This is a genomic window from Chryseobacterium jejuense (assembly GCF_900100075.1).
Classification (GTDB): domain Bacteria; phylum Bacteroidota; class Bacteroidia; order Flavobacteriales; family Weeksellaceae; genus Chryseobacterium; species Chryseobacterium jejuense.
In genome coordinates this window covers 143,586-166,609 of sequence record NZ_FNEG01000005.1, presented here as the reverse complement: position 1 = coordinate 166,609, position 23,024 = coordinate 143,586, and the positions used below count along the sequence as shown (strand labels likewise).

At 33.9% G+C, this 23,024-nt stretch carries 23 protein-coding genes; 19 read left to right on the top strand and 4 right to left on the bottom strand.

Annotation, left to right across the window (positions count from 1 at the left end; translation table 11 throughout):
• Position 1 precedes the first annotated feature (1 nt).
• The 12 genes from BLS98_RS15895 (at position 2) to BLS98_RS15840 (ending at position 11,137) form a co-directional block, all read left to right on the top strand.
• Complete coding sequence (locus BLS98_RS15895) at positions 2-1,051, top strand: 3-oxoacyl-ACP synthase III family protein (protein ID WP_089737501.1); 1,050 nt, start codon at positions 2-4, stop codon at positions 1,049-1,051.
• The gene (locus tag BLS98_RS15890) at positions 1,051-1,443 is read left to right on the top strand and encodes a VOC family protein (RefSeq protein WP_089737500.1); all 393 of its coding nucleotides are present in this window, start codon (positions 1,051-1,053) and stop codon (positions 1,441-1,443) included. The genes BLS98_RS15895 and BLS98_RS15890 overlap by 1 nt, the downstream gene beginning before the upstream one ends.
• Complete coding sequence (locus BLS98_RS15885) at positions 1,440-3,026, top strand: HAD-IIIC family phosphatase (RefSeq protein WP_228436028.1); 1,587 nt, start codon at positions 1,440-1,442, stop codon at positions 3,024-3,026. Before BLS98_RS15890 ends, BLS98_RS15885 begins: the two co-directional genes overlap by 4 nt.
• A 5-nt stretch (positions 3,027-3,031) precedes the next feature.
• Positions 3,032-3,250 (top strand): acyl carrier protein, encoded by a 219-nt coding sequence (locus tag BLS98_RS15880; RefSeq protein WP_089737498.1) that lies wholly within the window; start codon positions 3,032-3,034, stop codon positions 3,248-3,250.
• A 5-nt stretch (positions 3,251-3,255) separates the two neighbouring features.
• Positions 3,256-4,008 carry an SDR family NAD(P)-dependent oxidoreductase gene (locus BLS98_RS15875; RefSeq protein ID WP_089737497.1) on the top strand — a complete coding sequence of 251 codons (753 nt, stop codon included), beginning with the start codon at positions 3,256-3,258 and terminating at the stop codon, positions 4,006-4,008.
• Positions 4,009-4,018: 10 nt separating this feature from the next.
• The gene (locus BLS98_RS15870; RefSeq protein WP_089737839.1) at positions 4,019-5,155 is read left to right on the top strand and encodes an aminotransferase class I/II-fold pyridoxal phosphate-dependent enzyme; all 1,137 of its coding nucleotides are present in this window, start codon (positions 4,019-4,021) and stop codon (positions 5,153-5,155) included.
• Positions 5,156-5,165: 10 nt separating this feature from the next.
• The gene (locus tag BLS98_RS15865; protein ID WP_089737496.1) at positions 5,166-5,735 is read left to right on the top strand and encodes a sugar transferase; all 570 of its coding nucleotides are present in this window, start codon (positions 5,166-5,168) and stop codon (positions 5,733-5,735) included.
• A 36-nt stretch (positions 5,736-5,771) separates the two neighbouring features.
• Positions 5,772-6,317 carry a dTDP-4-dehydrorhamnose 3,5-epimerase gene (gene rfbC, locus BLS98_RS15860; protein WP_089737495.1) on the top strand — a complete coding sequence of 182 codons (546 nt, stop codon included), beginning with the start codon at positions 5,772-5,774 and terminating at the stop codon, positions 6,315-6,317.
• Positions 6,318-6,413: 96 nt separating this feature from the next.
• Entirely contained in the window at positions 6,414-7,715 is a 1,302-nt protein-coding gene (gene rimO / locus BLS98_RS15855) for a 30S ribosomal protein S12 methylthiotransferase RimO (RefSeq protein WP_089737494.1), read from the top strand.
• A 385-nt stretch (positions 7,716-8,100) separates the two neighbouring features.
• A complete protein-coding gene (locus BLS98_RS15850; protein WP_089737493.1) occupies positions 8,101-8,865 on the top strand; it encodes a hypothetical protein in 765 nt (254 codons plus the stop codon).
• Between the two features lie 10 nt (positions 8,866-8,875).
• Positions 8,876-9,586 carry a hypothetical protein gene (locus BLS98_RS15845; RefSeq protein WP_089737492.1) on the top strand — a complete coding sequence of 237 codons (711 nt, stop codon included), beginning with the start codon at positions 8,876-8,878 and terminating at the stop codon, positions 9,584-9,586.
• A gap of 1,179 nt (positions 9,587-10,765) precedes the next feature.
• Entirely contained in the window at positions 10,766-11,137 is a 372-nt protein-coding gene (locus BLS98_RS15840) for a septal ring lytic transglycosylase RlpA family protein (RefSeq protein ID WP_027374598.1), read from the top strand.
• Between the two features lie 68 nt (positions 11,138-11,205).
• Here the strand turns inward: BLS98_RS15840 and BLS98_RS15835 are convergent, their stop codons facing one another.
• The 4 genes from BLS98_RS15835 to BLS98_RS15820 all read right to left on the bottom strand — a co-directional run bounded on the left by BLS98_RS15835 (position 11,206) and on the right by BLS98_RS15820 (position 15,678).
• Positions 11,206-11,970: an exodeoxyribonuclease III gene (locus BLS98_RS15835; RefSeq protein WP_089737491.1), complete on the bottom strand. Its 765-nt coding sequence runs from the start codon at positions 11,968-11,970 to the stop codon at positions 11,206-11,208.
• Positions 11,970-12,260 carry a YciI family protein gene (locus BLS98_RS15830; protein ID WP_089737490.1) on the bottom strand — a complete coding sequence of 97 codons (291 nt, stop codon included), beginning with the start codon at positions 12,258-12,260 and terminating at the stop codon, positions 11,970-11,972. The genes BLS98_RS15835 and BLS98_RS15830 overlap by 1 nt, the downstream gene beginning before the upstream one ends.
• Positions 12,261-12,360: 100 nt before the next feature.
• Positions 12,361-13,905: a T9SS response regulator signal transducer PorX gene (gene porX / locus BLS98_RS15825; RefSeq protein WP_089737489.1), complete on the bottom strand. Its 1,545-nt coding sequence runs from the start codon at positions 13,903-13,905 to the stop codon at positions 12,361-12,363.
• Positions 13,906-14,037: 132 nt separating this feature from the next.
• A complete protein-coding gene (locus BLS98_RS15820; RefSeq protein WP_089737488.1) occupies positions 14,038-15,678 on the bottom strand; it encodes a S41 family peptidase in 1,641 nt (546 codons plus the stop codon).
• A gap of 286 nt (positions 15,679-15,964) precedes the next feature.
• On the opposite strand from BLS98_RS15820, the gene BLS98_RS15815 reads away from it, so the two are divergent.
• The 7 genes from BLS98_RS15815 to sucD all read left to right on the top strand — a co-directional run bounded on the left by BLS98_RS15815 (position 15,965) and on the right by sucD (position 23,018).
• Positions 15,965-17,191: an HD domain-containing protein gene (locus tag BLS98_RS15815; protein ID WP_089737487.1), complete on the top strand. Its 1,227-nt coding sequence runs from the start codon at positions 15,965-15,967 to the stop codon at positions 17,189-17,191.
• A gap of 71 nt (positions 17,192-17,262) precedes the next feature.
• On the top strand, positions 17,263-18,294 hold the full coding sequence (lpxD, locus tag BLS98_RS15810; RefSeq protein WP_089737486.1) for a UDP-3-O-(3-hydroxymyristoyl)glucosamine N-acyltransferase: 1,032 nt from the start codon (positions 17,263-17,265) through the stop codon (positions 18,292-18,294).
• Positions 18,287-19,684, top strand: a complete 1,398-nt coding sequence (locus BLS98_RS15805; RefSeq protein ID WP_089737485.1) for a bifunctional UDP-3-O-[3-hydroxymyristoyl] N-acetylglucosamine deacetylase/3-hydroxyacyl-ACP dehydratase — start codon at positions 18,287-18,289, stop codon at positions 19,682-19,684. Before lpxD ends, BLS98_RS15805 begins: the two co-directional genes overlap by 8 nt.
• Complete coding sequence (gene lpxA, locus BLS98_RS15800; protein ID WP_089737484.1) at positions 19,685-20,479, top strand: acyl-ACP--UDP-N-acetylglucosamine O-acyltransferase; 795 nt, start codon at positions 19,685-19,687, stop codon at positions 20,477-20,479. It abuts the gene before it with no gap.
• Positions 20,480-20,518: 39 nt separating this feature from the next.
• Positions 20,519-21,085, top strand: a complete 567-nt coding sequence (gene efp, locus BLS98_RS15795; RefSeq protein WP_089737483.1) for an elongation factor P — start codon at positions 20,519-20,521, stop codon at positions 21,083-21,085.
• A 67-nt stretch (positions 21,086-21,152) separates the two neighbouring features.
• Positions 21,153-22,055, top strand: coding sequence for a UDP-3-O-(3-hydroxymyristoyl)glucosamine N-acyltransferase (locus tag BLS98_RS15790; protein WP_089737482.1), 903 nt, complete (start codon positions 21,153-21,155; stop codon positions 22,053-22,055).
• A 90-nt stretch (positions 22,056-22,145) separates the two neighbouring features.
• Positions 22,146-23,018 (top strand): succinate--CoA ligase subunit alpha, encoded by an 873-nt coding sequence (gene sucD, locus BLS98_RS15785; RefSeq protein WP_002977143.1) that lies wholly within the window; start codon positions 22,146-22,148, stop codon positions 23,016-23,018.
• The last annotated feature ends 6 nt before the right edge of the window (positions 23,019-23,024 follow it).

The window sequence follows — 23,024 nt, the reverse complement described above, 5'->3', positions numbered from 1 at the left end:
TATGGCATTTATTCAGATACCCAATGTATTAATTAAAGGTATTTCTGCCTGTGTTCCTAAAAACATAGTAAAAAACGAAAGCCTAGGAGATCTCTTCCCAGAAGATGAACTTAAGAAAACAATTGAATCCGTTGGAATTGTAGAGCGTCGTATTGTAGATACAGATACTTGTGCATCTGATCTATGTTTCAATGCTGCAGAACAATTGTTAAATGAAATGGATATTGACAGAAGTTCTATTGATGTTCTGATTTTTATGTCTCAGACTTCTGATTTTAGAATTCCGGCTACAGCTCCAATTCTACAACATCGATTAGGGCTAAGTAAAGATACATTATGTTTTGATGTTTCCTTGGCTTGTAGTGGATATGTTTATGCATTGACTACCGCATTGTCCTATCTGAACTTACCCAATGTAAACCGCGTTTTACTTTTAGATGGTGAAACATTCTCAAAAATAGTTAATCCAAAGGATAAAACAAATGCCTTATTGTATGGAGATGCCGGAACAGCAACTTTATTAGAGAAGGGGAATAGTGATTTCAATGCTGTACTTCATACAGATGGAGAAGGTTGGAGTGCGGTTTGTGTTCCAGGAGGAGGATCTAGAAAACCATTTTCGGAAGAAAGTTTGCTTGAAAAAGAACGAGAAGATGGAAGTATAGGAAATGATTTGGAAGTGTATATGAACGGAATTGATGTCTTCAATTTTACCCTACGTGTAGTTCCGAAAAGCATTAAAGAGCTTTTAGAAAAAACAGGTACTAACATTGCAGACTATGGATCTATAGTTTTCCATCAGGCGAATAAATTCATGATCGAGTTTTTTGCAAAAAAACTGAAATATGACATGGAAAATGTACCAATAAGTTTAGATAAATTTGGAAATACAAGTTCTGCAACAATTCCTTTAACTATTGTAAGTGAGTTAAGGAACTGGGAGGCAGAAAATAAAAAAATTGTCATAAGTGGCTTTGGAGCAGGTTTGTCTTGGGCAGCCGCATCAATAGATCTATCTAATACACATATTTGCGAATTAACAGAATACTAATGAAAGTACACCATTATGGATTAGCAACTAAGTCCATTGAGAAAAGTGTGAAAACATTTCTATCTTTAGGATATGAAAAGTGTTCCGAAGTTATTTTTGATCCCCTACAAGGTGTTAATTTATTGTTCTTAAAAAATGAGAACGATCATTTAATTGAATTGGTTGAGCCAGTCGCAGAAGAAAATCCTGTTTCTAAAATTTTATCTAAGTCAGGATCATCTTTATATCATATCTGTTACGAAGTAGAAAACTTTGAGCAAAAAATTGAAGAACTTAAAAAACAACGTTTTGTCCAGGTGATTTCGCCAACTCCGGCAATAGCATTTAATGGAAGAAACATTTGTTTTTTGTATAATCCTAACCTAGGACTTATTGAATTACTGGAAAAATGATGAGAAATTATATTTATAGAAATTATACTGTAGAATATCTTTTTGATAATTCTTCAATATTCAGTGGTTATGGTGACGTATCATTACCCGCAGAAGATTTTGACAATATTATATTGTTCTATCAGGTGGATCCAAGTAAAACCCCTGATAATCAAATAGACGAAATTGAGGAAATTAAATCAAAAATTTCATTAATTACAAACTTAATTACTGATAAAAGAGTTGTAATACTAACTCTGTCTGAAAATTTTCAGAATAACTGGCAAATTAAAAATGCAGAAGTTTCAGATGCTATCTCTAAGTTTAATAACGTCTTTTTAAAAGACCTTGTGCTTAGACAGTCTAACCTTAAGGTAATTGACATTAATCAATTCTTTGAAAAACAGCATTTAGACAAAGTAGATTGGAGGTTCTTTTTTACTTCGCAGATGATTATTAACCCTAAATTGGCTAAGCCTTTTAAAAAATGGTTTTTGTCACAGTTGGATTTTATAAGTTTGAAAAGAAAGAAATGCATTGTTCTTGATTGTGATAATACACTTTGGGGAGGAGTTGTAGGTGAAGATGGAGTGCATGGGGTAAAATTAGGACAAGACTATCCGGGAAATGCCTTTAAAAGTTTTCAGGAATTACTACTGGAATTATCCAGCAAAGGAGTGATTCTTGCTGTTTGTAGTAAAAATAACATTGAAGACGTACAGGAGCTTTGGAACAATAATCCTAACAATCTAATCAATGATAAAGTACTGTCTGCTTATCGAATTAATTGGCAGAACAAAGCTGAAAATATAAAATCGATTGCAGAAGAACTTAATATTGGTACAGATAGTTTTGTTTTTATTGATGATAATCCAATTGAGAGAGGCTTGGTTAAAGAATTTTTACCAGAAGTAACTGTACCAGATTTTCCAGAAAAACCTTATGAGTTGGTTAATTTCTTTTGGAGTGTTTATAATGAATATTTTTCAACTTTTGAATTGTCTAACGAAGACATAAAAAAGACAGAACAATATAAAGAAAACTTTTTCCGAAATGAAAGTAAAAAGGTTTTTGAAAATATGGATGATTATTTGTCCAGTCTTGATATTGTGGTAGATATTATCCCTGCTAATGATGGTAATATCACAAGATTAGCGCAGATGACCCAAAAAACAAATCAGTTCAATCTTCGTACTCAACGTTATACAGAACAAGATTTGAAAGCAAAGATGGATAATGGAGGACATATTTTCTGTGCTAACGTTAAAGACAAGTTTGGAGATAACGGAATAACTATCGAATGTATTATCGATGAAAATGAAGATGAGTTCTTCTTAGATTCTTATTTACTAAGCTGTCGTATTCTAGGGCGGGAAATTGAGAAGATAACCTTATTGAGTATCATTAAAAATCTAACTTCTGTAAGTAATAAGCCTTTGAAAGCAGAATATATTCCAAGCAAAAAGAATATAATGACAAAAGATTTTTTAGAAAAAGTAGGGTTTGTGTTAGAAAAAGAACTTGAAGATGGAACTAAATATTATAATTTTGATCCAATCCAAAATATCGAAATAAAAGACTATTATACAATTAATATAAAATAAAAACTATGAAAGAGAAGATTATAGGAATAATGGCTGAAGTATTTGAAATGCCAATAAATGAATTCCCAACTGAAATTACACAAGGAAATATTGAAAATTGGGATTCACTGAAGCACTTGAACCTTATTGTTGAATTAGAAGATGCTTTTGATAAATCATTCGAACCGGAAGAAATCGGTGAAATGACTTCTATGGATAAAATCATTGAGATGATTGAAAAATAAGAAGGATGGAGTTAACTAATCATAAAATATTAATTGTAGGGGCATCTTCAGGAATAGGTCAAGCAACAGCGATAGATCTTGCCAAAAAAGGTGCGAAATTAGTGCTTATTGCGAGATCGGAAGATAAACTAAAAGAAGTTTTAGAATCATGTGAAGGATCTGGGCATAGTTATTTTGCAGTGGATGTAAAAAATGAAAAAGAATTAGATGATGCTATTTCTTCCTCGGTAAAGGATACAGGTGAACCTTTTTCTGGATTTGTATATTCTGCGGGTCAGGAAGGAACTATTCCATTAAAATTTGTAAAATCTGATTTTTTAACAAATATTCTTCAGGTAAATACTATTCCCGCATTATTGATAACCAAGATTCTTCAGAAAAAAGGAAATTTCTCTTCTGAAGGTGGATCTATTATCTTTATCAGTTCAGTGATGGGAAATTTAGGACAACCTGCGAAAGCCGCTTATTGCATGTCTAAAGGTGGTTTAGTTGCAGCTTCTAAAGCTCTGGCTTTAGAATTAGCTTCTAAGAAAATTAGAGTTAATTGTATTTCGCCAGGAATGGTTACCACTGAAATGTCATCTAAAATTTTAGATTCGATTAGTGAAGAAAATATAAAAGAAATAAAAAAAATGCATCCGTTAGGCATAGGGGAAGTTGAAGATGTGGTGAGTGGAATTACATTTTTAATTTCAGATAAATCAAAATGGATTACCGGAATTGATTTATTAATTGATGGAGGATATAGTGCACAATAAAAAAAATACAATGTCACAAAAAATCTGGTTGTCATCCCCACACATGGGCGGCAATGAATTAAAATATATCAACGAAGCTTTTAGGGAAAACTGGGTAGCACCGCTAGGACCTAATGTGAATGGTTTTGAAGAAGATTTAGAAAATTTTTTAAATAAAGATGTAAAAGTTGCAGCTCTATCAGCTGGTACTGCAGCACTTCACCTTGCTTTAATTGAGTCTGGTGTTCAATACGGAGATGAAGTAATCTGTCAATCTATGACATTTTCAGCATCTGCAAACCCTATTGCTTATTGTGGAGCAATTCCTGTTTTTGTAGACAGTGAACCAGAAACATGGAATATCTGCCCAAAAGCATTAAAAGAAGCCATTGAAGACAGGATTCAAAAAGGCAAGAAACCAAAGGCTATCATTGTTGTTCATTTGTACGGGATGCCTGCAAAAATGGATGAGATTTCAAGTATTGCAGAAGAATATCAGATTCCAATTATTGAAGATGCAGCAGAAGCTTTGGGTTCTACCTATAAAGGACAAAACTGTGGAACATTTGGACGTTTTGGAGTTTTGAGTTTTAATGGGAACAAAATTATCACTACTTCAGGAGGAGGAGCTTTGGTTTGTCAAACTCAGGAAGATAAAGATAAAACGGTTTTCCTATCTACTCAGGCTAGAGATAATGCACCTCATTATCAACATTCTCATATTGGGTTCAACTATAGGATGAGTAATATTGTAGCAGGGATTGGACGAGGTCAGATGGAAGTTTTAAAAGATCGTATAGAAGCGAGAAGAGGAATGCATAACTTTTATGTTGATATTTTTAAAGATATTGATGGAGTAGATGTTTTCTCTGAGCCCAATTTAGATTTTTATTCTAATCATTGGCTTTCTGCAATCATTGTTAATCCAGATATTACAGGAAAAAACAGAGAAGATTTAAGACTCACATTTTTAGAAGATAATATTGAATCAAGACCGCTTTGGAAGCCAATGCATTTACAACCTGTTTTTGCTGATGCTCCTTATTATGGAACAAATATTTCTGAGAAATTATTTGAGAACGGATTGTGTCTACCATCAGGATCTAATCTTACAGAAGAAGAAAAAGAAAGGATTGCGAATGTAATCACTACGTTTTTTAAAGGTTAATTTTTTTCTGATGAATTATAGAAGGTTTGGGAAAATTATTTTTGATCGTGTTTTATCAATTCTTTTACTATTTTCCGTATTTCCTTTATTAATTCTATTATTCATAATATCAAGCTTGGATACTCAATCTAACGGTATTTTTTTTCAAAAAAGAGTTGGACAGAATGGAGAGATTTTTATTATTTATAAATTAAAAACAATTAATCCCCAAAAAGAAAAAATTTCCCCAATAGGATTAATACTCAGAAAGTATAAACTTGATGAACTTCCTCAGCTCTTTAATATTTTAAAAGGTGATATGAGTTTTGTAGGACCTCGTCCTGATATTGAAGGATATTATGATAGGCTGAAGGGTGATGATCGTAACGTTTTACAATTAAAACCCGGATTAACCTCTGAAGCGAGTATTAAATATAGTAATGAAGATGCTTTGCTAAAATCTCAGAAAGATCCTTTGTCATATAACGATAATATAATATTTCCGGATAAAGTAAAAATGAACCTGAACTATCTGGAAAATATTTCTTTTAAAGAAGATCTGAGAATCTTATGGAGAACATTTTTCAAAATATTAAAATAAATTTGAACCCCTATAATTAATAAGGATCCATAAATTATGAAAATTAAAGAAACCCCGCTTAAAGACTGTTATATTATAGAGCCTACTGTATTTGAAGACGATAGAGGCTACTTCTTCGAAAAGTTCAACGAAAAAAAATTTGAAGAACTTACAGGAATGAACGGACATTTTGTTCAGGATAATATTTCCAAATCTTCTTATGGTGTATTAAGAGGATTACACCTTCAGAAAGGAGAGCATGCACAGGCAAAACTAGTTTCTTGCCTTGAAGGAAGTGTTTGGGATGTGGCGGTAGACCTTAGAGAAGATTCTCCTACATTCGGAAAATGGTTCGGAATAGAGCTTACAGCTGAAAATAAATTACAGCTTTATGTGCCAAGAGGATTCGGTCATGGCTTTTCAGTATTAAGCACTCATGCTGTATTCTCTTATAAATGTGATAACTTTTATAATAAAGAATCGGAAGGAAGTGTGAAATTTAACGATCCCGATCTGAATATAGATTGGCAGATTGATGAAAAAGATGCTGTCCTTTCAGAAAAAGATGAAAACGCCCCTGGCTTTAAAGAAAAAAACTTTTAAAGTATACTATTGAAAACCACTTTTTTAAAGTGGTTTTTATTTTTGTAATCTTTACTCTTTAATATTTTGTATCTTTGCAGACTCAAAATCAAAAAGATGCGTACAAAATCGGTAGGGAAGAAAAAAATCAATGTAGTTACACTTGGATGTTCCAAAAATGTATATGACTCTGAAGTATTAATGAGCCAGCTGAAAGCCAATGGGAAAGAAGTTGTTCATGAAGACCGCGGAGATATTGTTGTTATTAATACCTGCGGATTTATTGATAATGCTAAAGAAGAGTCTATCAATACCATTTTAGATTATGTAGAAGCTAAAAATAGAGGGGAAGTAGAAAAAGTATTCGTTACAGGTTGTCTTTCTGAAAGATATAAACCAGACTTGGTTAAAGAAATTCCAGATGTAGATCAGTATTTTGGTACAAGAGATCTTCCTATGTTATTAAAGCATCTTGGTGCAGACTATAAGCATGAATTGGTAGGAGAGAGATTAACTACTACTCCTAAACATTATGCATACCTCAAAATTTCAGAAGGATGTGACAGACCATGTTCTTTTTGCGCTATTCCTTTGATGAGAGGGGGGCACGTTTCCACACCTATTGAGAAGTTGGTTTCTGAAGCTCAGAAATTAGCTAAAAAAGGAACTAAAGAATTAATTCTTATTGCTCAGGATCTTACTTATTACGGACTGGACATTTATAAAAAACGTGCATTAGGAGATTTACTGAAAGAGTTAGTAAAAGTAGAAGGAGTTGAATGGATACGCCTTCACTATGCTTTCCCAAGTGGTTTTCCTGAGGATGTTTTAGATATTATCCGTGAAGAGCCCAAAGTATGTAATTATATAGATATTCCTCTTCAGCATATCAATTCTGATCTGTTGAAGTCAATGAAAAGAGGAACTACCCACGAAAAAACGGATGCACTTTTAGGAAAATTCAGAGAGAAAGTTCCTGATATGGCAATCCGTACAACACTAATTGTAGGATATCCGGGAGAAACTGAAGAAAGATTCCAGGAGCTTAAAGACTGGGTAAAAGAGCAGAAATTTGACAGATTAGGTTGCTTTACCTATTCTCACGAGGAAAATACCGGTGCGTATGTGTTGGAAGATGATATTCCACAGGAAGTAAAAGAAGCAAGAGTAGAAGAAATCATGGAAGTACAATCTCAGATTTCTTGGGAAAAGAACCAGGAAAAAGTAGGTAAAGTGTTCAGATGTATCTTCGATCGTAAAGAAGGAAACTACTTTATCGGAAGAACAGAATACGACTCTCCGGATGTAGATAATACTGTTTTAGTATCTGCTGAAGATACCTATATTTCCATCGGAGAATTCGCAGATGTGAAGATTACTTCAGCAGAAGAATTTGACTTATATGGTGAATTACTATAGAAATATAAGACATTATTAATCAGGAAGAAAAGTTTTGTTTTCTGAGAGATGGAAGTTAAATATGTAAGGGATTTAACATAAATAATTTCATATCTTATTTTTTTTAAATATTTGGCTTTCAATGTATTGTATTTTTGAATATTAAGATTTTTTAATTTTCTATCATAAATTATGTAAATTAAAAAATTATGTCTTAAATTTGCGCCATAAGCAATGTTTTTAAATCATGTGCTATCAATAAGTTATTTATTAAAATTGGGTTGAAAATTCAAAAAATATGTTTTTTTTATTTAACTTAGTCTTAAGATAATAATCGCAAGTTGAGATACATTTTCCCTTTGGAAATATTGATGAAAAATAATGTAATTAAAATCTTTAAAAACTTATGAAAAAATTTTTATTAACAGCAACTATGCTCGTTGCCTTTACGGCTCTTTCACAGGCTCAGCAAGGGCGAGTGGGGATTAACACAACCACACCTGCCGCGACTCTAGATGTAGTAGCTAGTACTGATGCTACTAGGCCTGATGCCTTATTAGTCCCTCGTCTATCAAGAGCTGATTTAGAAGCTAGAACGGCAGCTTATGCTGACGGGAATGCTACTGCTGCGAGTGCTCAGAATGGAGCGCTTGTATTTATTAATGCGCTAGGTGGTGCAGGAACTGGTAAAACAGTTAATGTTACTGCAACTGGTTTCTATTACTATGATGGAACAAACGGAAACAACGTATGGAAACCTGTAGGTGGAGGCGGTGCTGATACCAGTATATATTTGAATGATGGTACTTTAGGCGGTCCTAGAACGGTTACTCAAGCAAACAATAACTTAACATTTACTACAGGTACTGGACAATTTGTTGTTAACGGTACAAATAATGTTAAGGGAGCGCAGTTTATGAATATTAGAGTTGATAATAGTACTACGGTTACTATTCAGCCTAATGATTATATGATTCATTGGACAGGAGCAGCTCCAGGAACTGTAACTTTACCCACTGCAGCATCTTCTGCAGGACGTGAATTATGTTTCTTCTCAGAAAATGACGTTTTAAATACAGGAGCTTTAGGTAACGGTGGAAATGTGAATGCAGGATTTGGAACTTGCATTATTTCAAATGGTGTAATCTGGATAACTAAAAATTCATTCTAAATATTTACTGATGAAAAATATATTTATAACTATGCTTGCTGTTGCTAGTATCTCTCTATCAGCACAGCTAAGAAACAATACGACACCTTCAAATGGTTCAATCAATACTAACACTGCCTTCTTAGATGCTTCATCTTCTGTATCATGGAATGGAAGTACTAATAATGGTAAAGGGTTAGTTTTTCCAAGAACAGACTTAGTGGCTATGACAACGTTAGCTGCTCCTGTGAATGGAATTCCTGCAAGTTATCCAACCAGATTAGATGGTATGATTGTATATAATACTGCAACCGGAACTGCAGCAACCGGAACTGCCGGAGTTTCTGTTATACCTGGATTTTATTACTATGATAATAAATCTGCTACTCTTAACGGAGGTACATGGAAACCATTTACAAGTGTACCTGTAAACCCTAAGCTAAATATCCTTACTACAGAAACAATAACTAATACTTTAGTTAATAATGCTCAGGTATATGCTATAAAAGGTCAGTTTACAGCTAGTGGTACATCTACAGCAGTAGATATTCCTGCGCCTGCTGGTATGACAGCTATGTATGGAATTACTATCTACAAGGCAGGTACAAATACAGTATATGACAGAAGTGTATATTCTTATAACGTTGTTGCTACTCCTGGAAATGCAATTACAGGTTCTCCTAGTATGTCTGTAGTGTATCCTAACGGAGTATACGATTATGTATTGGAATACTTAAAATAAAAGAATTTTATTTAATTACATATAAAACCAACGATTTAATCGTTGGTTTTTTCTTTTTTATTCTACAGATGAGAATATCATTCGGATCAAGAATAGAATTTGGAACCAAGCAAGAAGTGCAGTTAGTATGGATTAAAGAATGTGCAATCCTTTATTCCTCCAAGTTAAATTGTGAAATCTTTTATCATTAAAAGATTCTGCCGCTTTATTTGTGCTTGTTTGGAGGCAAGAATCAATGTTACATAGGTTTTAAATACAAGGTGTAAATTAAGCAATAAGAGGGAAGAGAAGCTTACTAAATAATGATAAGCTATCGTTTCATCAGAATCAATATTCCAGCGATTAGCTTTTTAGGTTACTAAAATATGATACAACTAAAAATAAAATCTTTACGTTTATAAAATTCAGAATACCTAATTTATATTCAATTCTTCACTTGATTTTTGAGATTGATACCTTTATTCTTGATAACACTCCTCTTATCATTTAAATAGCTTTAAATGGCTGCAGTCAATTGGATAGGATAAGTTGAAATTTTGGACCTTTTAAAGCCAAATATTTGATTAATTGAGAGAATGGGATCTTATCCTGTTCCTGATATCTAATATTAATTAAAAGTAATAGTATAGATTGTTCCCTATTTTATCATCGAAAAGCTTTTTAATTTGATTCTTATCACTTATTTTTGAGGTGCAATTGCAAAGAGAAGATGATCTTTCAGATAAATAATGAATTAAATATGAGAAGATTTCAGTTATTAATTCAACAAATATAAATTTTGCTATTAATATTGCTGTTAAAATATTCTTAGAAGACTTAGCTTTATAGCCCTTGAGCTATTCTATCAGCTATTTTACCCTATATCAACTCTTAACATTTACAGCTTTTTAAAAGTTAGTTTTATAGATATAACTAATATTTTTGAATTTTATAACTTGTTGATTTGTAATATTTTATGATTTTCTATTTTTGAAATTATGCATAAATTAGTTAATTAAATTAACATTTTGATGGTTTTTTTAACACTTTTTAACAACAGTCTTTAAAATCCCTATTCATAGGAGGTTACAGAGGTGATTAACATATAATTTGGTTTTTATTAACAGTTTTTAACAATTGGAATAGGGAGATAAAAGGATTCCTGATACTTTTGCCCTGTCAAACAATAAAAATTTCAAAATGATGAAAAGATTCATTCTCGTAATCATAATGATGATTTCAACTTTAGGTATTTATTCATTTACGAATAATGCCTTAGATGCGAAAAAAACAAGTTATGCATCGTACTACCACGATAAATTTAACGGTAGAAAAACTGCTAGCGGAGAAATCTTTGATAATTCAAAGTTTACTGCAGCAAACAGAACGCTTCCTTTTGGAACAAACGTTAAGGTTACAAACCTTAAGAATGGTAAAGAAGTAATAGTGAGGATTAATGATAGAGGCCCTTTCCATTCATCAAGATCTTTAGATATGTCTAAAGCTGCGTTCGATGAGATCGGAGATATCAGTCATGGTACAATTCCGGTTGAATATGAAATTGTCGATTAATCTTATGATTTAAATTAAAAAAGCCAGCTGATTTCAGCTGGCTTTTGTGTTGTTAGATATTAGAATTATTATACATTTACTTCTAATAGGGCAGGGCAATGGTCAGAATGTACTGCTTCTTTTAAAATAACAGCTCTGGTAAGCTTGTCCTTTAAGCCATAAGATGTGAAGTTATAATCCAGTCTCCAGCCTTTATTTCTTTCTCTTGAATTTTGTCTGTAGCTCCACCATGTATAATTATCGGGTTCATTGTTAAAAAACCTGAAACTGTCAATCAGTTCACATTCATTGATGAAATTGGTCATCCATTCTCTTTCCATAGGAAGAAATCCTGAAACGTTCTTTAGGCCAATAGGATTGTGAATATCGATAGCCTCGTGGCAGATATTAAAGTCTCCCGATATAATAAGGTTGGGAATTTCTTTCTTTAAATTCTTTATATATTCAAGGAAATCATGACAGAACTGCATCTTGAAATCTAGTCTTTCAATATTAGAAGCAGAAGGTACATACACTGAAATCGCAGAGAACCCATCAAAATCAGCACGGATAATTCTTCCTTCATTATCATAGCTTTCAATACCACAACCGTATTCTACATGATTAGGTTTTACTTTTGAGGCGATTCCGACCCCGCTATAGCCTTTTTTTACTGCTGAATGCCAATAACTGTGATATCCTAATTTTTCAAGGCTTTCGATGTCTATCTGATCGTTTCCGGCTTTACTCTCTTGAATACAGATCACATCCGGATCAGCAGTTTTAAGCCAGCCCAAAAAATCTTTGGTAAATGCAGCTCTGATTCCATTAACATTGTATGTAATTAATCTCATTAGTCTTCTATAAATATTTTAAAATTCTCGTTGTATTTTGTTGGGATAAATTCTGTGATGTCATAATCCGCTACCTGATGGATATGGAAAGGATCTTCTGTAATAATCTGTTCAACTTCATTCCTGGATGGAGCATTGCATATGATAATTCCCCCGGTTCTTGGTTCTTTTCTTCCTGAGGCTATAAATAGTCCTGAATCATAATATTTTTGAAGAAAGGAATTGTGCTCCGGAATATGTTGCTCAACATTTTCAATAGTCACCTTATACGTAAGCGAAATAATGAACATATTTTTATTTTTTACGAAGATATGAACTCTTGCAGACTATAAAAAAAGAAGCAGGAAAAATCAATTGATTTTTCCTGCTTTAAACCCAAAATTAAATAAACTACTTGGGTTCTAAGATACTGATAGGAATAATACATTCCTCCAATGAGATTCCACCATGTTGGTAGGTTTCTTTATAGTAATTTACAAAATGATTGTAGTTCTTAGGATAAGCAAGGAATATATTATTTTTAGCAAAGATATATTTCGAACTTAAGTTCCCTTTTGGAAGGAAAAGTTTTTCAGGGTTGGTAATTGCCCAAACATCGCTGTCATCATAGGTTAAGCTTTTCCCTGTTTTGTATCGGATATTGGTAGACGTTTCTCTGTCGCCAACTACTTTACTTGGCTTTTTAACGTAAACCGTTCCGTGGTCTGTGGTGATAACCAATTTATATCCGCTTTCTGCTGCTGCTTTAATAATCTTGATCAATGAAGAATTTTCAAACCAGTTAAGCGTTAGAGAACGGAAAGTTTTATCATCACGGATAAGCTGATCCACAATATGGTTATCCGTTTTCGCGTGAGAAAGAATATCAATGAAGTTATAAACAATCACCAATAAGTCATTGTTTTTATGCTGATTGAAATCATCATAGATCTTTCTTTCAAAATCAGCATTCAATACTTTGAGATACTTCATAGATTTGGATCCAAGACCAATTCTTTTCATCTGATCTTCAAGGAAGTCACGTTCAAACTCATTTTTGTTTCCTTCCTCGTTATCATTAAACCATTTATCCGGGAAACGTTTTTCAATCTCTGACGGCATTAAACCTGCAAAAAAAGAATTTCTTGCATATTGCGTAGCGGTTGGAAGGATACTATAATAATAATCTTCCGAAACTTTATTGTAATACTTCGTAAATAAAGGTTCAACCACTTTCCACTGGTCGTAACGAAGGTTATCAACCATTAATAAAAGTACTTTGTCTTTTTCAACTTCAGGTTTTACCTTTTCTTTGAAAAGCGTGTGGCTCATCAAAGGTTTATCGGAGTCAACAAGCCAGTCTGCATAATTTTTTTCAATAAACTTAGCAAACTGAATATTAGCTTCTTCTTTCTGTGACTGTAAAAGATCTGCAAATTCATTATCTGCAACCTTATCAAACTTAATTTCCCAGCTTAGGATTTTTTTATAATACTCAGCCCAATCCTGATAAGTTCTTAAATAAGAAAGTTCCATAGAAAGGTTTCTGAATTCCTGTTGATATTGTAAAATAGTTTTTTGTTCTACAAGATTATCCTGCTGAAGATTCTTTTTTAATGAAAGTAATATCTGATTAGGATTTACAGGCTTTAGGATATAATCTGCAATTTGGGAACCAATAGCCTCTTCCATGATGTGTTCCTCTTCACTTTTGGTTACCATTACTATTTTTAAAGAATTATCTTTTTCTTTAATCATAGGAATTGCTTCCAACCCGGAAATACCAGGCATGTTTTCATCTATGAGGGTTAGGGCAAATTTCTCTGAATCCATAAGTTCCAAAGCCTCATTCACATTGTTAACAGGGGTTACCTGATAACCTTTCTTTTCTAAAAATACGATATGAGGTTTAAGTAAATCTATTTCATCATCGATCCATAATATCTTTTCTGACATAATTTATTTTTTACATGGTTATTGTATCAAAATGTTGACCAAATCCTTTTAAATTCTCACAAATTCGAGAGTTTAAAAGTTAAATATTAGTTAAATGGAAATACCCCATGATATTTCCCATTTTTATAGCTTTCAATTCTTATTTTTAATATACAGCAAAGCTCTTTCCAAAACTTCATCTTTTCCGTTTTTTATTCCTTCTACACTTGGTTTTATAAGAATATCAGGGATAATTCCGATCCTTTGGGTTTCTCTTCCATCCGGATAATAAGCACCAAGGCCGGTAAAGCAAGTATCTAAGTCTGCAATTTTAAACTTGATAATATCTCCGTTAGCTCCCGAAGTATTACTGCCGATCACTTTAGCTTTTGGATGCTGCTTAAACATCATGGTTGTGGTCTCTGCCTGGCTTTGTGTATTTTCATCTACCAAAACAATTACATTTCCTTTATAATAATCGGGATTCTTTACTCCAATATTGTTCTTTCTGCTGTAAAATTTTCCGGGATAATTAGGTTCCGGGAAGTTAAACTGATAATAAACGGAGGACTGAGGAAGTAACAATTCACTTAAAGGGATGATGGTAAGCTTGGGATAATTTCTAAGATCGAAAATGATAGATTCCGAAGATTGGAGGTCTTTGTACATTTCATTCACTTCATCTTTAGCAAGGATTCCCATATTGACATACCCGATTTTCTTTTCCTCGTCCAGGAATTTCCATTTTTGAGAAAGCGGTACTTTTTTAACGATAATATCCTTAACAAAATATGTTTTAGCTTTTATCTCTATGTTTTGTCCGTTTCTTTCCAGCCTAACGGAAAGCGAATCATTGTTACTAAAAAGAAGCTTACTCTTAACCTTATTTACTTTCCCCCAGGAATTGGAAGCAGGAATGTAGGTTCCAAGGCTGTTAACCATTTGTGGAATTGTTTTTCCATTCACATCATAAATAACATCACCGATGTAGAATGGACTTTCCTCATGAAACCGGTTACCATTAATTTTTGTAATGACTAACTTTCCTTCTGCATAGGAATATTCTACCGGAAGTTTTTTGTTTCCATATAGATGAAGACTAATGAGGGATGAAAAAAGATAAGCGTGTGAATCATCAGTCTTTGCTACCAATTCAGCCAAAGCTAATTGATAATCTTTGTCATTGTTAATATTGAGAAATGTTGGAATCATTTCGGTGAGCGTATCATTCCAGTTTTGATCCGTTTCATATTTATAGGGAAAGAAATATTCTACATAATTCCAGTATCTGAATAATTCTAATAAATTAACCTGTTTAGATGTGAATTGCGATCCGTAAGAGTTTTCATTTCTGAAAAATATTTTTCGTCCTCCTTTTCCTATATAATAATGGTTCCCCATATTGCGGTTATTTTCAATATAGTGCAGTTTTTGAGAAAGTGCTGAAGTAAAGATGTAGGAATTGTCCATCCAACTCAGATCAAAGTTTTTCAGGAAATACGCCTTATCAGTTTCCTGTAGACATTCTGTACACTCATTAATTTTTCCAAGACTAGCAATCCAATTGGAGTACAGATTGTTTAATGCAGCTTTGTCATTGATTCTTTCAAGCTCATTGATCTTTTTGAAAAGCTGCTGATCCCAATTCAAATTTCCTTTTGCAACATGAGGATGGTAATACTTTAAAAATCCCCAAACTCTGCAGAGGGATTCCAGTTTTTGATTTTCAGATAAAACCTGTGCGGAAAAATGTAGACTTAAAAATAAAAAAATGAAAAGAGAATATTTTCTCATCAAAAGGATTGAGTTTTCTCAAAGATAAATGATTAATGGGATAATAGCAAAGGATTCTTATGAATTATTTGGGCGGGAAGCTGGGAGCTGGAAGAAGGAAGTTACTGGAGGTTGTTAATACTAAAATTCAATATATATTAAGTATTCAGAAGATCAATGGTTCATCCTTGCTTGTTGTACTCAAAAACTTTCAGGCTCCCTATTCCAGCTTCCACCTATTTAATACTAATTTAATAATGCCTCAAATTTAAAATTCCTAACTTTGTTTACTCATACAGACGTTTCAATGCAGAATAAGCTAAAAATTATCAACGATCCTGTTCATGGATTTATCAAAATTCCTCATGAAATTTTATTTGATATTACTGAACATCCTTACTTTCAAAGATTAAGAAGGATTGGTCAAACCGGTCTTTTGAACCTCATTTTTCCTGGGGCTACTCATACAAGGTTTCATCATGCGTTGGGAGCAATGCATTTGATGTTTACTGCTTTGGAAACTTTAAAACAGAAAGGAGTTAAGATTTCCGAGGAAGAGGAAAAAGGTGCTATGTTAGCCATTTTAATGCATGATATTGGTCACGGACCATTTTCTCATGCTTTGGAGAATATGCTGATGGACGACTGGCATCATGAAAAACTTTCTTTATTACTGATGAATAAGCTGAACGAAGAATTTAACGGACAGTTATCCATGGCTATTGAGATGTTTCAAGGGAAATACCATAGGAAATTTTTTAATCAATTGATATCATCTCAATTGGATGTAGACAGGTTGGATTATCTGAAAAGAGATAGTTTTTTTACAGGGGTATCAGAAGGAAATATTAATACTCAGAGAATTATTTCCATGATGAATGTATGTGAAGAAGGGGAGTTGGTGATTGATGCAAAAGGAATTTACTCTATAGAAAACTTTTTAACAGCCAGAATGTTCATGTACTGGCAGGTATATTATCATAAAACATCTGCATTAGCAGAATTTCTGTTGGTGAAGATTCTCGAGAGAGCAAAATATTTAATTTCTCAGGGAATTGAACTTCCGGCAACAGAGAATCTGAAATATTTTTTATACCGCGGAAAGAGTTCGGCAACAGATGAAGACATAGAAAGATTTACCAGTTTAGATGATAATGATGTGATTCAGGCTATGAAAGAGTGGCAGAATTCTGATGATTTCGTTTTATCCTATTGGTGTAAAAGTGTTATCCAGAGAAACCTTCCTAAGACTATTATTTCATCACATCCTTTTGATGGGAAGATTATTGAAGAAAAAGTAAAAATCACCAATGAATTTTTTGGAATTGATAACGGAAAAGAATTGGTTCATGAAATAAAAAGAAAACTTTTGCCCTACGATACCGAAAAGCAGCCGATTTATTTATTGCAGAAAAATGGCAAAAGAATCAAGCTTCATGAGTCAGAAGATCAGCTTTTATCAGGGTTGATGGTAAATAAAACCACTCGTTATATTCTTATGTTTCCAAGAGATATCTCCCGTTTGGATTCTTAAATAATATTAAAATTGAATATCTGAAATCAAAAAATGTTTGCAAATTATAGAATTTCTTATCTTTGCAGAATATGGAATTCACAGCTTCGCAAATTGCAAGTTTTATTGACGGAAAAATAATAGGTGATGAGAATGCACTTATTACAGGGGTTTCTCCAATTGAAAATGGAGAATCAGGGCATCTTTCTTTTATAGCACAGGATCGATTTTCTCATTTTTTAGATACCTCAAAATGCTCCGTAATCATCGTTTCGGAAAAACTTCTGAATGAAAATAGTTATAACCCTACCTTAATTGTAGTAAAAGATGCTTATTTATCTTTTCAAGTCCTGATGAACTTATATCAGGAGATGAGAGGAAGAAAAGAAGGAATTGAGGATGGTTCATCCATTCATGATTCAGCTATAATAGGGGATCAAGTTTATATAGGAGCATTTACATATGTTTCCGAGAAAGCTAAAATTGGGGATGGGTCACAAATTTATCCACATGTATATATTGGTAAAGGAGTAAAAATTGGTAAAAACTGTAAAATTGACAGCGGCGCCAGAATTTATGATTACTGTATCATTGGAGATAATTGTGTTATTCACTCTAATACAGTAGTAGGAGGTGATGGCTTCGGGTTTCAGCCTACAGCTGAGGGATTCAAAAAGATTCCACAACTTGGAAATGTAATCATTGAAGATGATGTAGAAATTGGTTCAAACTGTAGTATTGATAGAGCAACCATTGGTTCTACTATCATTGGAAAAGGAACAAAAATTGATAATTTGATTCAGATTGCTCATAACGTGAAAATAGGACAGAATAATGTAATTGCTGCACAAGCAGGAATTGCAGGTTCTACTACTATCGGAGACTGGAATCAAATTGGAGGTCAGGTAGGAATTGTTGGACACATCAAAATCGGAAACCAGGTGAAGATTCAGGCTCAGAGTGGCGTGAACTCCAGTGTTAACGATAGAGAAACCTTATATGGTTCACCAGCAATTAGCTATAATGACTATTTAAGAAGCTATGTTCATTTCAGAAATCTACCTGGAATAGTCAACAGAATAAATAATCTTGAGAATAACTCAAAAGATAATACTAATGAGTGATATGCAAAAAACGCTTCAGGAAGAGGTAACTCTTTCTGGAATAGGCCTTCATACTGGTAAAGAAGTAAAACTTACCATCAAACCCGCAAAGGAAAATACGGGATTTGTATTTGTAAGAACCGATTTAGAGGGCAATCCTCAGGTTGAAGCTGATGTTAATTATGTAGTAGCAACAGAAAGAGGTACAACATTAGAAAAGCTTGGCGTAAAAATTACCACCTGTGAGCACCTTTTGGCTGCTTTAGTAGGCTGTGATATAGACAATGCAGTGTTGGAAATGGATGCTTCTGAGCCCCCTATTTTAGATGGATCTTCAAAATATTTTGTAGAAGCTATCGAAAGTGTAGGAGTAGTAGATCAGAATGTTGCCAGAGAATATCTTGTAGTAAAAGAAGTTCTTACCTACAGTGATCCGGCTACAGGTTCAGAGATCACAATCATTCCTTCAGATACTTACGAAGTAACTACAATGGTAGATTTTGGGACTAAAGTCTTAGGAACTCAAAATGCTACGCTTAAAAATATTTCCGAATTTAAAGACGAAATTTCTTCAGCAAGAACATTCAGTTTCTTACATGAATTGGAAATGCTTTTAGATCACGGATTGATCAAAGGAGGAGATATCTCCAACGCGATCGTTTATGTAGATAAGGATCTTACTCCGGAAACTACAGAAAAATTGAAAAAAGCCTTTGGTAAGGATAATGTATCCATCAGACCAAACGGTATTCTTGATAATCTTAACCTAAACTATCCTAACGAAGCGGCAAGACACAAATTACTTGATGTAATTGGTGATTTAGCTTTGGCAGGAGTGAAAATTAAGGGTAAGGTAATTGCCAACAAACCAGGCCATTTCGTAAATACTCAGTTTGCGAAAAAACTAAATCGTCAGTGGAAATTGCAGAAAAAGAAAAACGTTCCGGATTTTGATTTAACAAAAGAACCGGTATTCGATATCAACGGAATTATGAAGCTTATGCCTCACAGACCTCCGTTCTTATTAATTGATAAAGTTCTTGAACTTTCAGACTCTCATGTAGTAGGATTAAAAAATGTAACAATGAATGAACCTTTCTTCGTTGGACATTTCCCTAAGGAGCCTGTAATGCCGGGAGTACTTCAGGTAGAAGCATTAGCTCAAACAGGGGGTATTCTTGTGTTAGCAAGCGTTCCGGATCCTGAAAACTATTCTACTTATTTTATCAAGATTGATAAAGTGAAATTCAAGAGAAAAGTAATTCCAGGAGATACCCTTATATTCAAAATTGAATTGATAGAGCCTATCAGAAGAGGTATTGTACACATGCAGGGGTACGGATATGTAGGAGACACAGTGGCAGTAGAAGCAGAGCTTATGGCTCAAGTTGCAAAAAATAAAGTTGATTAAATGATTCATCAGTTAGCAGCCGTAGATAAACGTGCGAAAATCAGCAAAAATGTAATTGTAGAACCATTTACTACAATTGCAGGTGACGTAGAAATTGGAGAAGGAACATGGATTGGTCCTAACGTTACCATCATGGAAGGTGCAAGAATAGGAAAAGATTGCAAAATCTTTCCTGGAACTGTAATTTCTGCAATCCCTCAGGACTTGAAGTTCGATGGTGAAGATACAAAGACTATTATTGGAGATAATACTACTTTAAGAGAATGTGTAACAGTAAATAGAGGAACAAAAGCTTTAGGGTATACCAAAGTAGGAAGTAATTGCCTTATTATGGCTACTTCCCACGTTGCCCATGACTGTATCATAGGAGATAATGTGATTATTGCCAATGGTTGTGGTATTGCAGGACATGTTGAAATCGGAGACTTTACTGTAATGGGAGGTTTATCTGCCGTTCAACAGTTTGGTAAAATTGGAAAACATACCATGATTTCAGGAGGGTCTTTAATTAGAAAAGACGTTCCACCTTATGTGAAAGTGGCAAGAGATCCTATTTCTTATGCTGGTATTAACTCAGTAGGTCTTAGAAGAAGAGGCTTTTCCAATGAGAAGATTTTTGAAATTCAAAAGATTTACAGAGCTATTTTCCAAATGAAGATGAATGTTTCTCAAGCGTTGGCATATATTGAAAAAGAAATGCTTCCTACAGCTGAAAGAGATGAAATCCTTCAGTTTATCCAAAACTCTCCAAGAGGTATTGTAAAGGGATACGGAACAGGAAAAGACAGCAACTAAAAGTGCTAATAACTAAGTAAAAAAAGATAATATATATTAATGGCAACAAGTAACGATATTAGAAAAGGTCTTTGCATCGAATTTAGCAATGATATTTTTAAAGTAATTGAGTTTCTTCATGTAAAACCAGGAAAAGGACCTGCTTTCGTAAGAACAAAACTAAAATCTGTGACAAACGGAAAAGTATTAGATAATACATTCTCTGCAGGACACAAAATTGAAGAAGTAAAGGTAATCACCAGAAAGTTCCAATATCTTTATGATGATGAGAACGGATTCCACTTCATGAATAACGACGATTTTTCTCAGCTATATTTAAATAAAGAAATGATTGAAAACTCAAACTTGATGAAAGCAGGTGAAGAAGTAACAATCATTTTGAAAGAAGCTGATGAAACTCCACTTTCTGCTGAACTTCCACAGTCTGTATATCTGGATGTTATTGAAGCTGATCCAGGTGTAAAAGGAAACACTGCTACTAACGCTCTTAAAAACGCAATCGTTGAAACAGGAGCAAGAGTAATGGTTCCTTTATTCATTGAGCCGGGAGACAGAATTAAAGTAAGTACTGAAGACGGTAGCTACTTAGAAAGAGTAAAAGAATAAATAAAATTTACATAAATTCGGTTTGCATTAGCAGTCCGAATTTTGTTTTATAAGAAAATCTATTGTTATGAGATTCCATTCTCCACAAAAGCTTAAAACAATCGCAGATTTAATAGGCTCAAAATTTGTTGGCCCGGAAGACTTTGAAGTTTTGGGTTCCAATGAAATCCACATGGTGAAACCGGGAGAGATTGTGTTTGTGAATCATCCCAAGTATTACGATAAGGCACTCAACTCTGCCGCTACCATTATTTTGATTGATAAAGAAGTAGATTGCCCTGAAGGCAAAGCGCTTCTGGTTTCTGATGACCCTTTCAGAGACTTTAATAAAATCAATACCCACTTTACAAGAATTTACAACTTTACAGAAGAGCTTCATGATGCTGAAATAGGAGAGGGAACAAGAATTCATTCCTCTGCAGTAATCGGAAACAATGTGAAAATTGGAAAAAATACTTTAATTTTCCCTAATGTAGTGATTGGTGACAGAACGGTTATCGGAGATAATGTCATCATTCAGTCCAATACGGTGTTGGGAGGTGATGCTTTCTATTACAGGAAACTGAATGGGAACTTTGACCGTTTGATCTCCGTAGGTAATGTAGTGATCGAAAATAACGTGGAAATAGGAAATGGATGTACCATTGACAGAGGTGTTACAGATTCTACAGTGGTAGGAGAAGGTTCTGTTTTGGATAACCAGATTCAGATAGGGCATGACACTATCATCGGGAAGAAATGTTTAATAGCTTCTCAGGTTGGAATTGCCGGTTGCTGTGTGATTGGAGATGAAGTAACCTTATGGGGGCAAGTGGGTATCGCTTCTGGAAATAAAATCGAGAGCGGATCTGTACTTTTAGGTAAAACCGGAGTGAACAGAGACCTTGAAAAAGGTACCTATATCGGAATGTTTGCCGAAGATTTCAAGACTTACCTGAAAAAAGAAGTAAAACTGAGAAATCTCAAATAAACAATTCCAAAGGTTTTGTCCAAAATCAAAGAAATTTGAGTAAATTTGTGAGCATTAATAAAATAATAAATAAATTAAAACAACAATAAAATGTCAATTTTAGTAAACAAAGATTCTAAAGTAATTGTACAAGGATTTACAGGGAACGAAGGAACTTTCCACGCTGGTCAGATGATTGAATACGGAACAAACGTAGTAGGTGGTGTTACTCCAGGAAAAGGAGGAAGCGAGCACTTAGGAAAGCCTGTATTCAACACAGTAGCTGACGCTGTTGAAAAAGCAGGAGCAAACGTAAGTATTATTTTCGTACCACCGGCATTTGCAGCAGACGCTATCATGGAAGCTGCTGAAGCAGGAATTAAAGTAATTGTATGTATTACTGAAGGTATTCCTGTAGCTGATATGGTAAAAGTAAAATCTTATATTGCTGATAGAGACTGCAGATTAATCGGACCAAACTGCCCTGGAATTATTACTTCTGAAGAAGCTAAAATTGGTATTATGCCAGGTTTCGTTTTCAAAAAAGGTAAAGTAGGTATCGTTTCAAAATCAGGTACTCTTACTTACGAAGCTGCTGATCAGGTTGTAAGAGCAGGTTACGGTATTTCTACAGCTATCGGTATCGGTGGTGACCCAATTATCGGAACTACTACAAGAGAAGCTTTGGAATTATTTATTAATGATCCTGAAACTGAAGCTGTTGTAATGATTGGAGAAATTGGTGGTGGATTAGAAGCTGAAGCTGCTAGATGGTATAAAGCTAGTGGATCTACTAAGCCAGTTGTAGGATTTATTGCTGGACAAACAGCTCCAAAAGGAAGAACAATGGGACACGCTGGTGCTATCGTAGGTGGTGCAGAAGATACAGCTCAGGCTAAAATGGAAATCATGAGAGAGAATGGTATCAACGTTGTTGATTCTCCTGCTGATATCGGTGCTACTGTAGCGAAGATCCTAGGATAATATAAA

Coding starts and splice junctions, on each gene's coding strand:
- BLS98_RS15815 (WP_089737487.1), top strand. CDS start 15,965: ATGCAGAATAAGCTAAAAATTATCAACGATCCTGTTCATGGATTTATC.
- BLS98_RS15845 (WP_089737492.1), top strand. CDS start 8,876: ATGAAAAATATATTTATAACTATGCTTGCTGTTGCTAGTATCTCTCTA.
- rimO (WP_089737494.1), top strand. CDS start 6,414: ATGCGTACAAAATCGGTAGGGAAGAAAAAAATCAATGTAGTTACACTT.
- BLS98_RS15895 (WP_089737501.1), top strand. CDS start 2: ATGGCATTTATTCAGATACCCAATGTATTAATTAAAGGTATTTCTGCC.
- BLS98_RS15840 (WP_027374598.1), top strand. CDS start 10,766: ATGATGAAAAGATTCATTCTCGTAATCATAATGATGATTTCAACTTTA.
- porX (WP_089737489.1), bottom strand. CDS start 13,905: ATGTCAGAAAAGATATTATGGATCGATGATGAAATAGATTTACTTAAA.
- BLS98_RS15830 (WP_089737490.1), bottom strand. CDS start 12,260: ATGTTCATTATTTCGCTTACGTATAAGGTGACTATTGAAAATGTTGAG.
- lpxD (WP_089737486.1), top strand. CDS start 17,263: ATGGAATTCACAGCTTCGCAAATTGCAAGTTTTATTGACGGAAAAATA.
- BLS98_RS15790 (WP_089737482.1), top strand. CDS start 21,153: ATGAGATTCCATTCTCCACAAAAGCTTAAAACAATCGCAGATTTAATA.
- BLS98_RS15880 (WP_089737498.1), top strand. CDS start 3,032: ATGAAAGAGAAGATTATAGGAATAATGGCTGAAGTATTTGAAATGCCA.
- lpxA (WP_089737484.1), top strand. CDS start 19,685: ATGATTCATCAGTTAGCAGCCGTAGATAAACGTGCGAAAATCAGCAAA.
- sucD (WP_002977143.1), top strand. CDS start 22,146: ATGTCAATTTTAGTAAACAAAGATTCTAAAGTAATTGTACAAGGATTT.
- BLS98_RS15890 (WP_089737500.1), top strand. CDS start 1,051: ATGAAAGTACACCATTATGGATTAGCAACTAAGTCCATTGAGAAAAGT.
- BLS98_RS15850 (WP_089737493.1), top strand. CDS start 8,101: ATGAAAAAATTTTTATTAACAGCAACTATGCTCGTTGCCTTTACGGCT.
- efp (WP_089737483.1), top strand. CDS start 20,519: ATGGCAACAAGTAACGATATTAGAAAAGGTCTTTGCATCGAATTTAGC.
- BLS98_RS15820 (WP_089737488.1), bottom strand. CDS start 15,678: ATGAGAAAATATTCTCTTTTCATTTTTTTATTTTTAAGTCTACATTTT.
- BLS98_RS15875 (WP_089737497.1), top strand. CDS start 3,256: ATGGAGTTAACTAATCATAAAATATTAATTGTAGGGGCATCTTCAGGA.
- rfbC (WP_089737495.1), top strand. CDS start 5,772: ATGAAAATTAAAGAAACCCCGCTTAAAGACTGTTATATTATAGAGCCT.
- BLS98_RS15885 (WP_228436028.1), top strand. CDS start 1,440: ATGATGAGAAATTATATTTATAGAAATTATACTGTAGAATATCTTTTT.
- BLS98_RS15805 (WP_089737485.1), top strand. CDS start 18,287: ATGAGTGATATGCAAAAAACGCTTCAGGAAGAGGTAACTCTTTCTGGA.
- BLS98_RS15865 (WP_089737496.1), top strand. CDS start 5,166: ATGAATTATAGAAGGTTTGGGAAAATTATTTTTGATCGTGTTTTATCA.
- BLS98_RS15835 (WP_089737491.1), bottom strand. CDS start 11,970: ATGAGATTAATTACATACAATGTTAATGGAATCAGAGCTGCATTTACC.
- BLS98_RS15870 (WP_089737839.1), top strand. CDS start 4,019: ATGTCACAAAAAATCTGGTTGTCATCCCCACACATGGGCGGCAATGAA.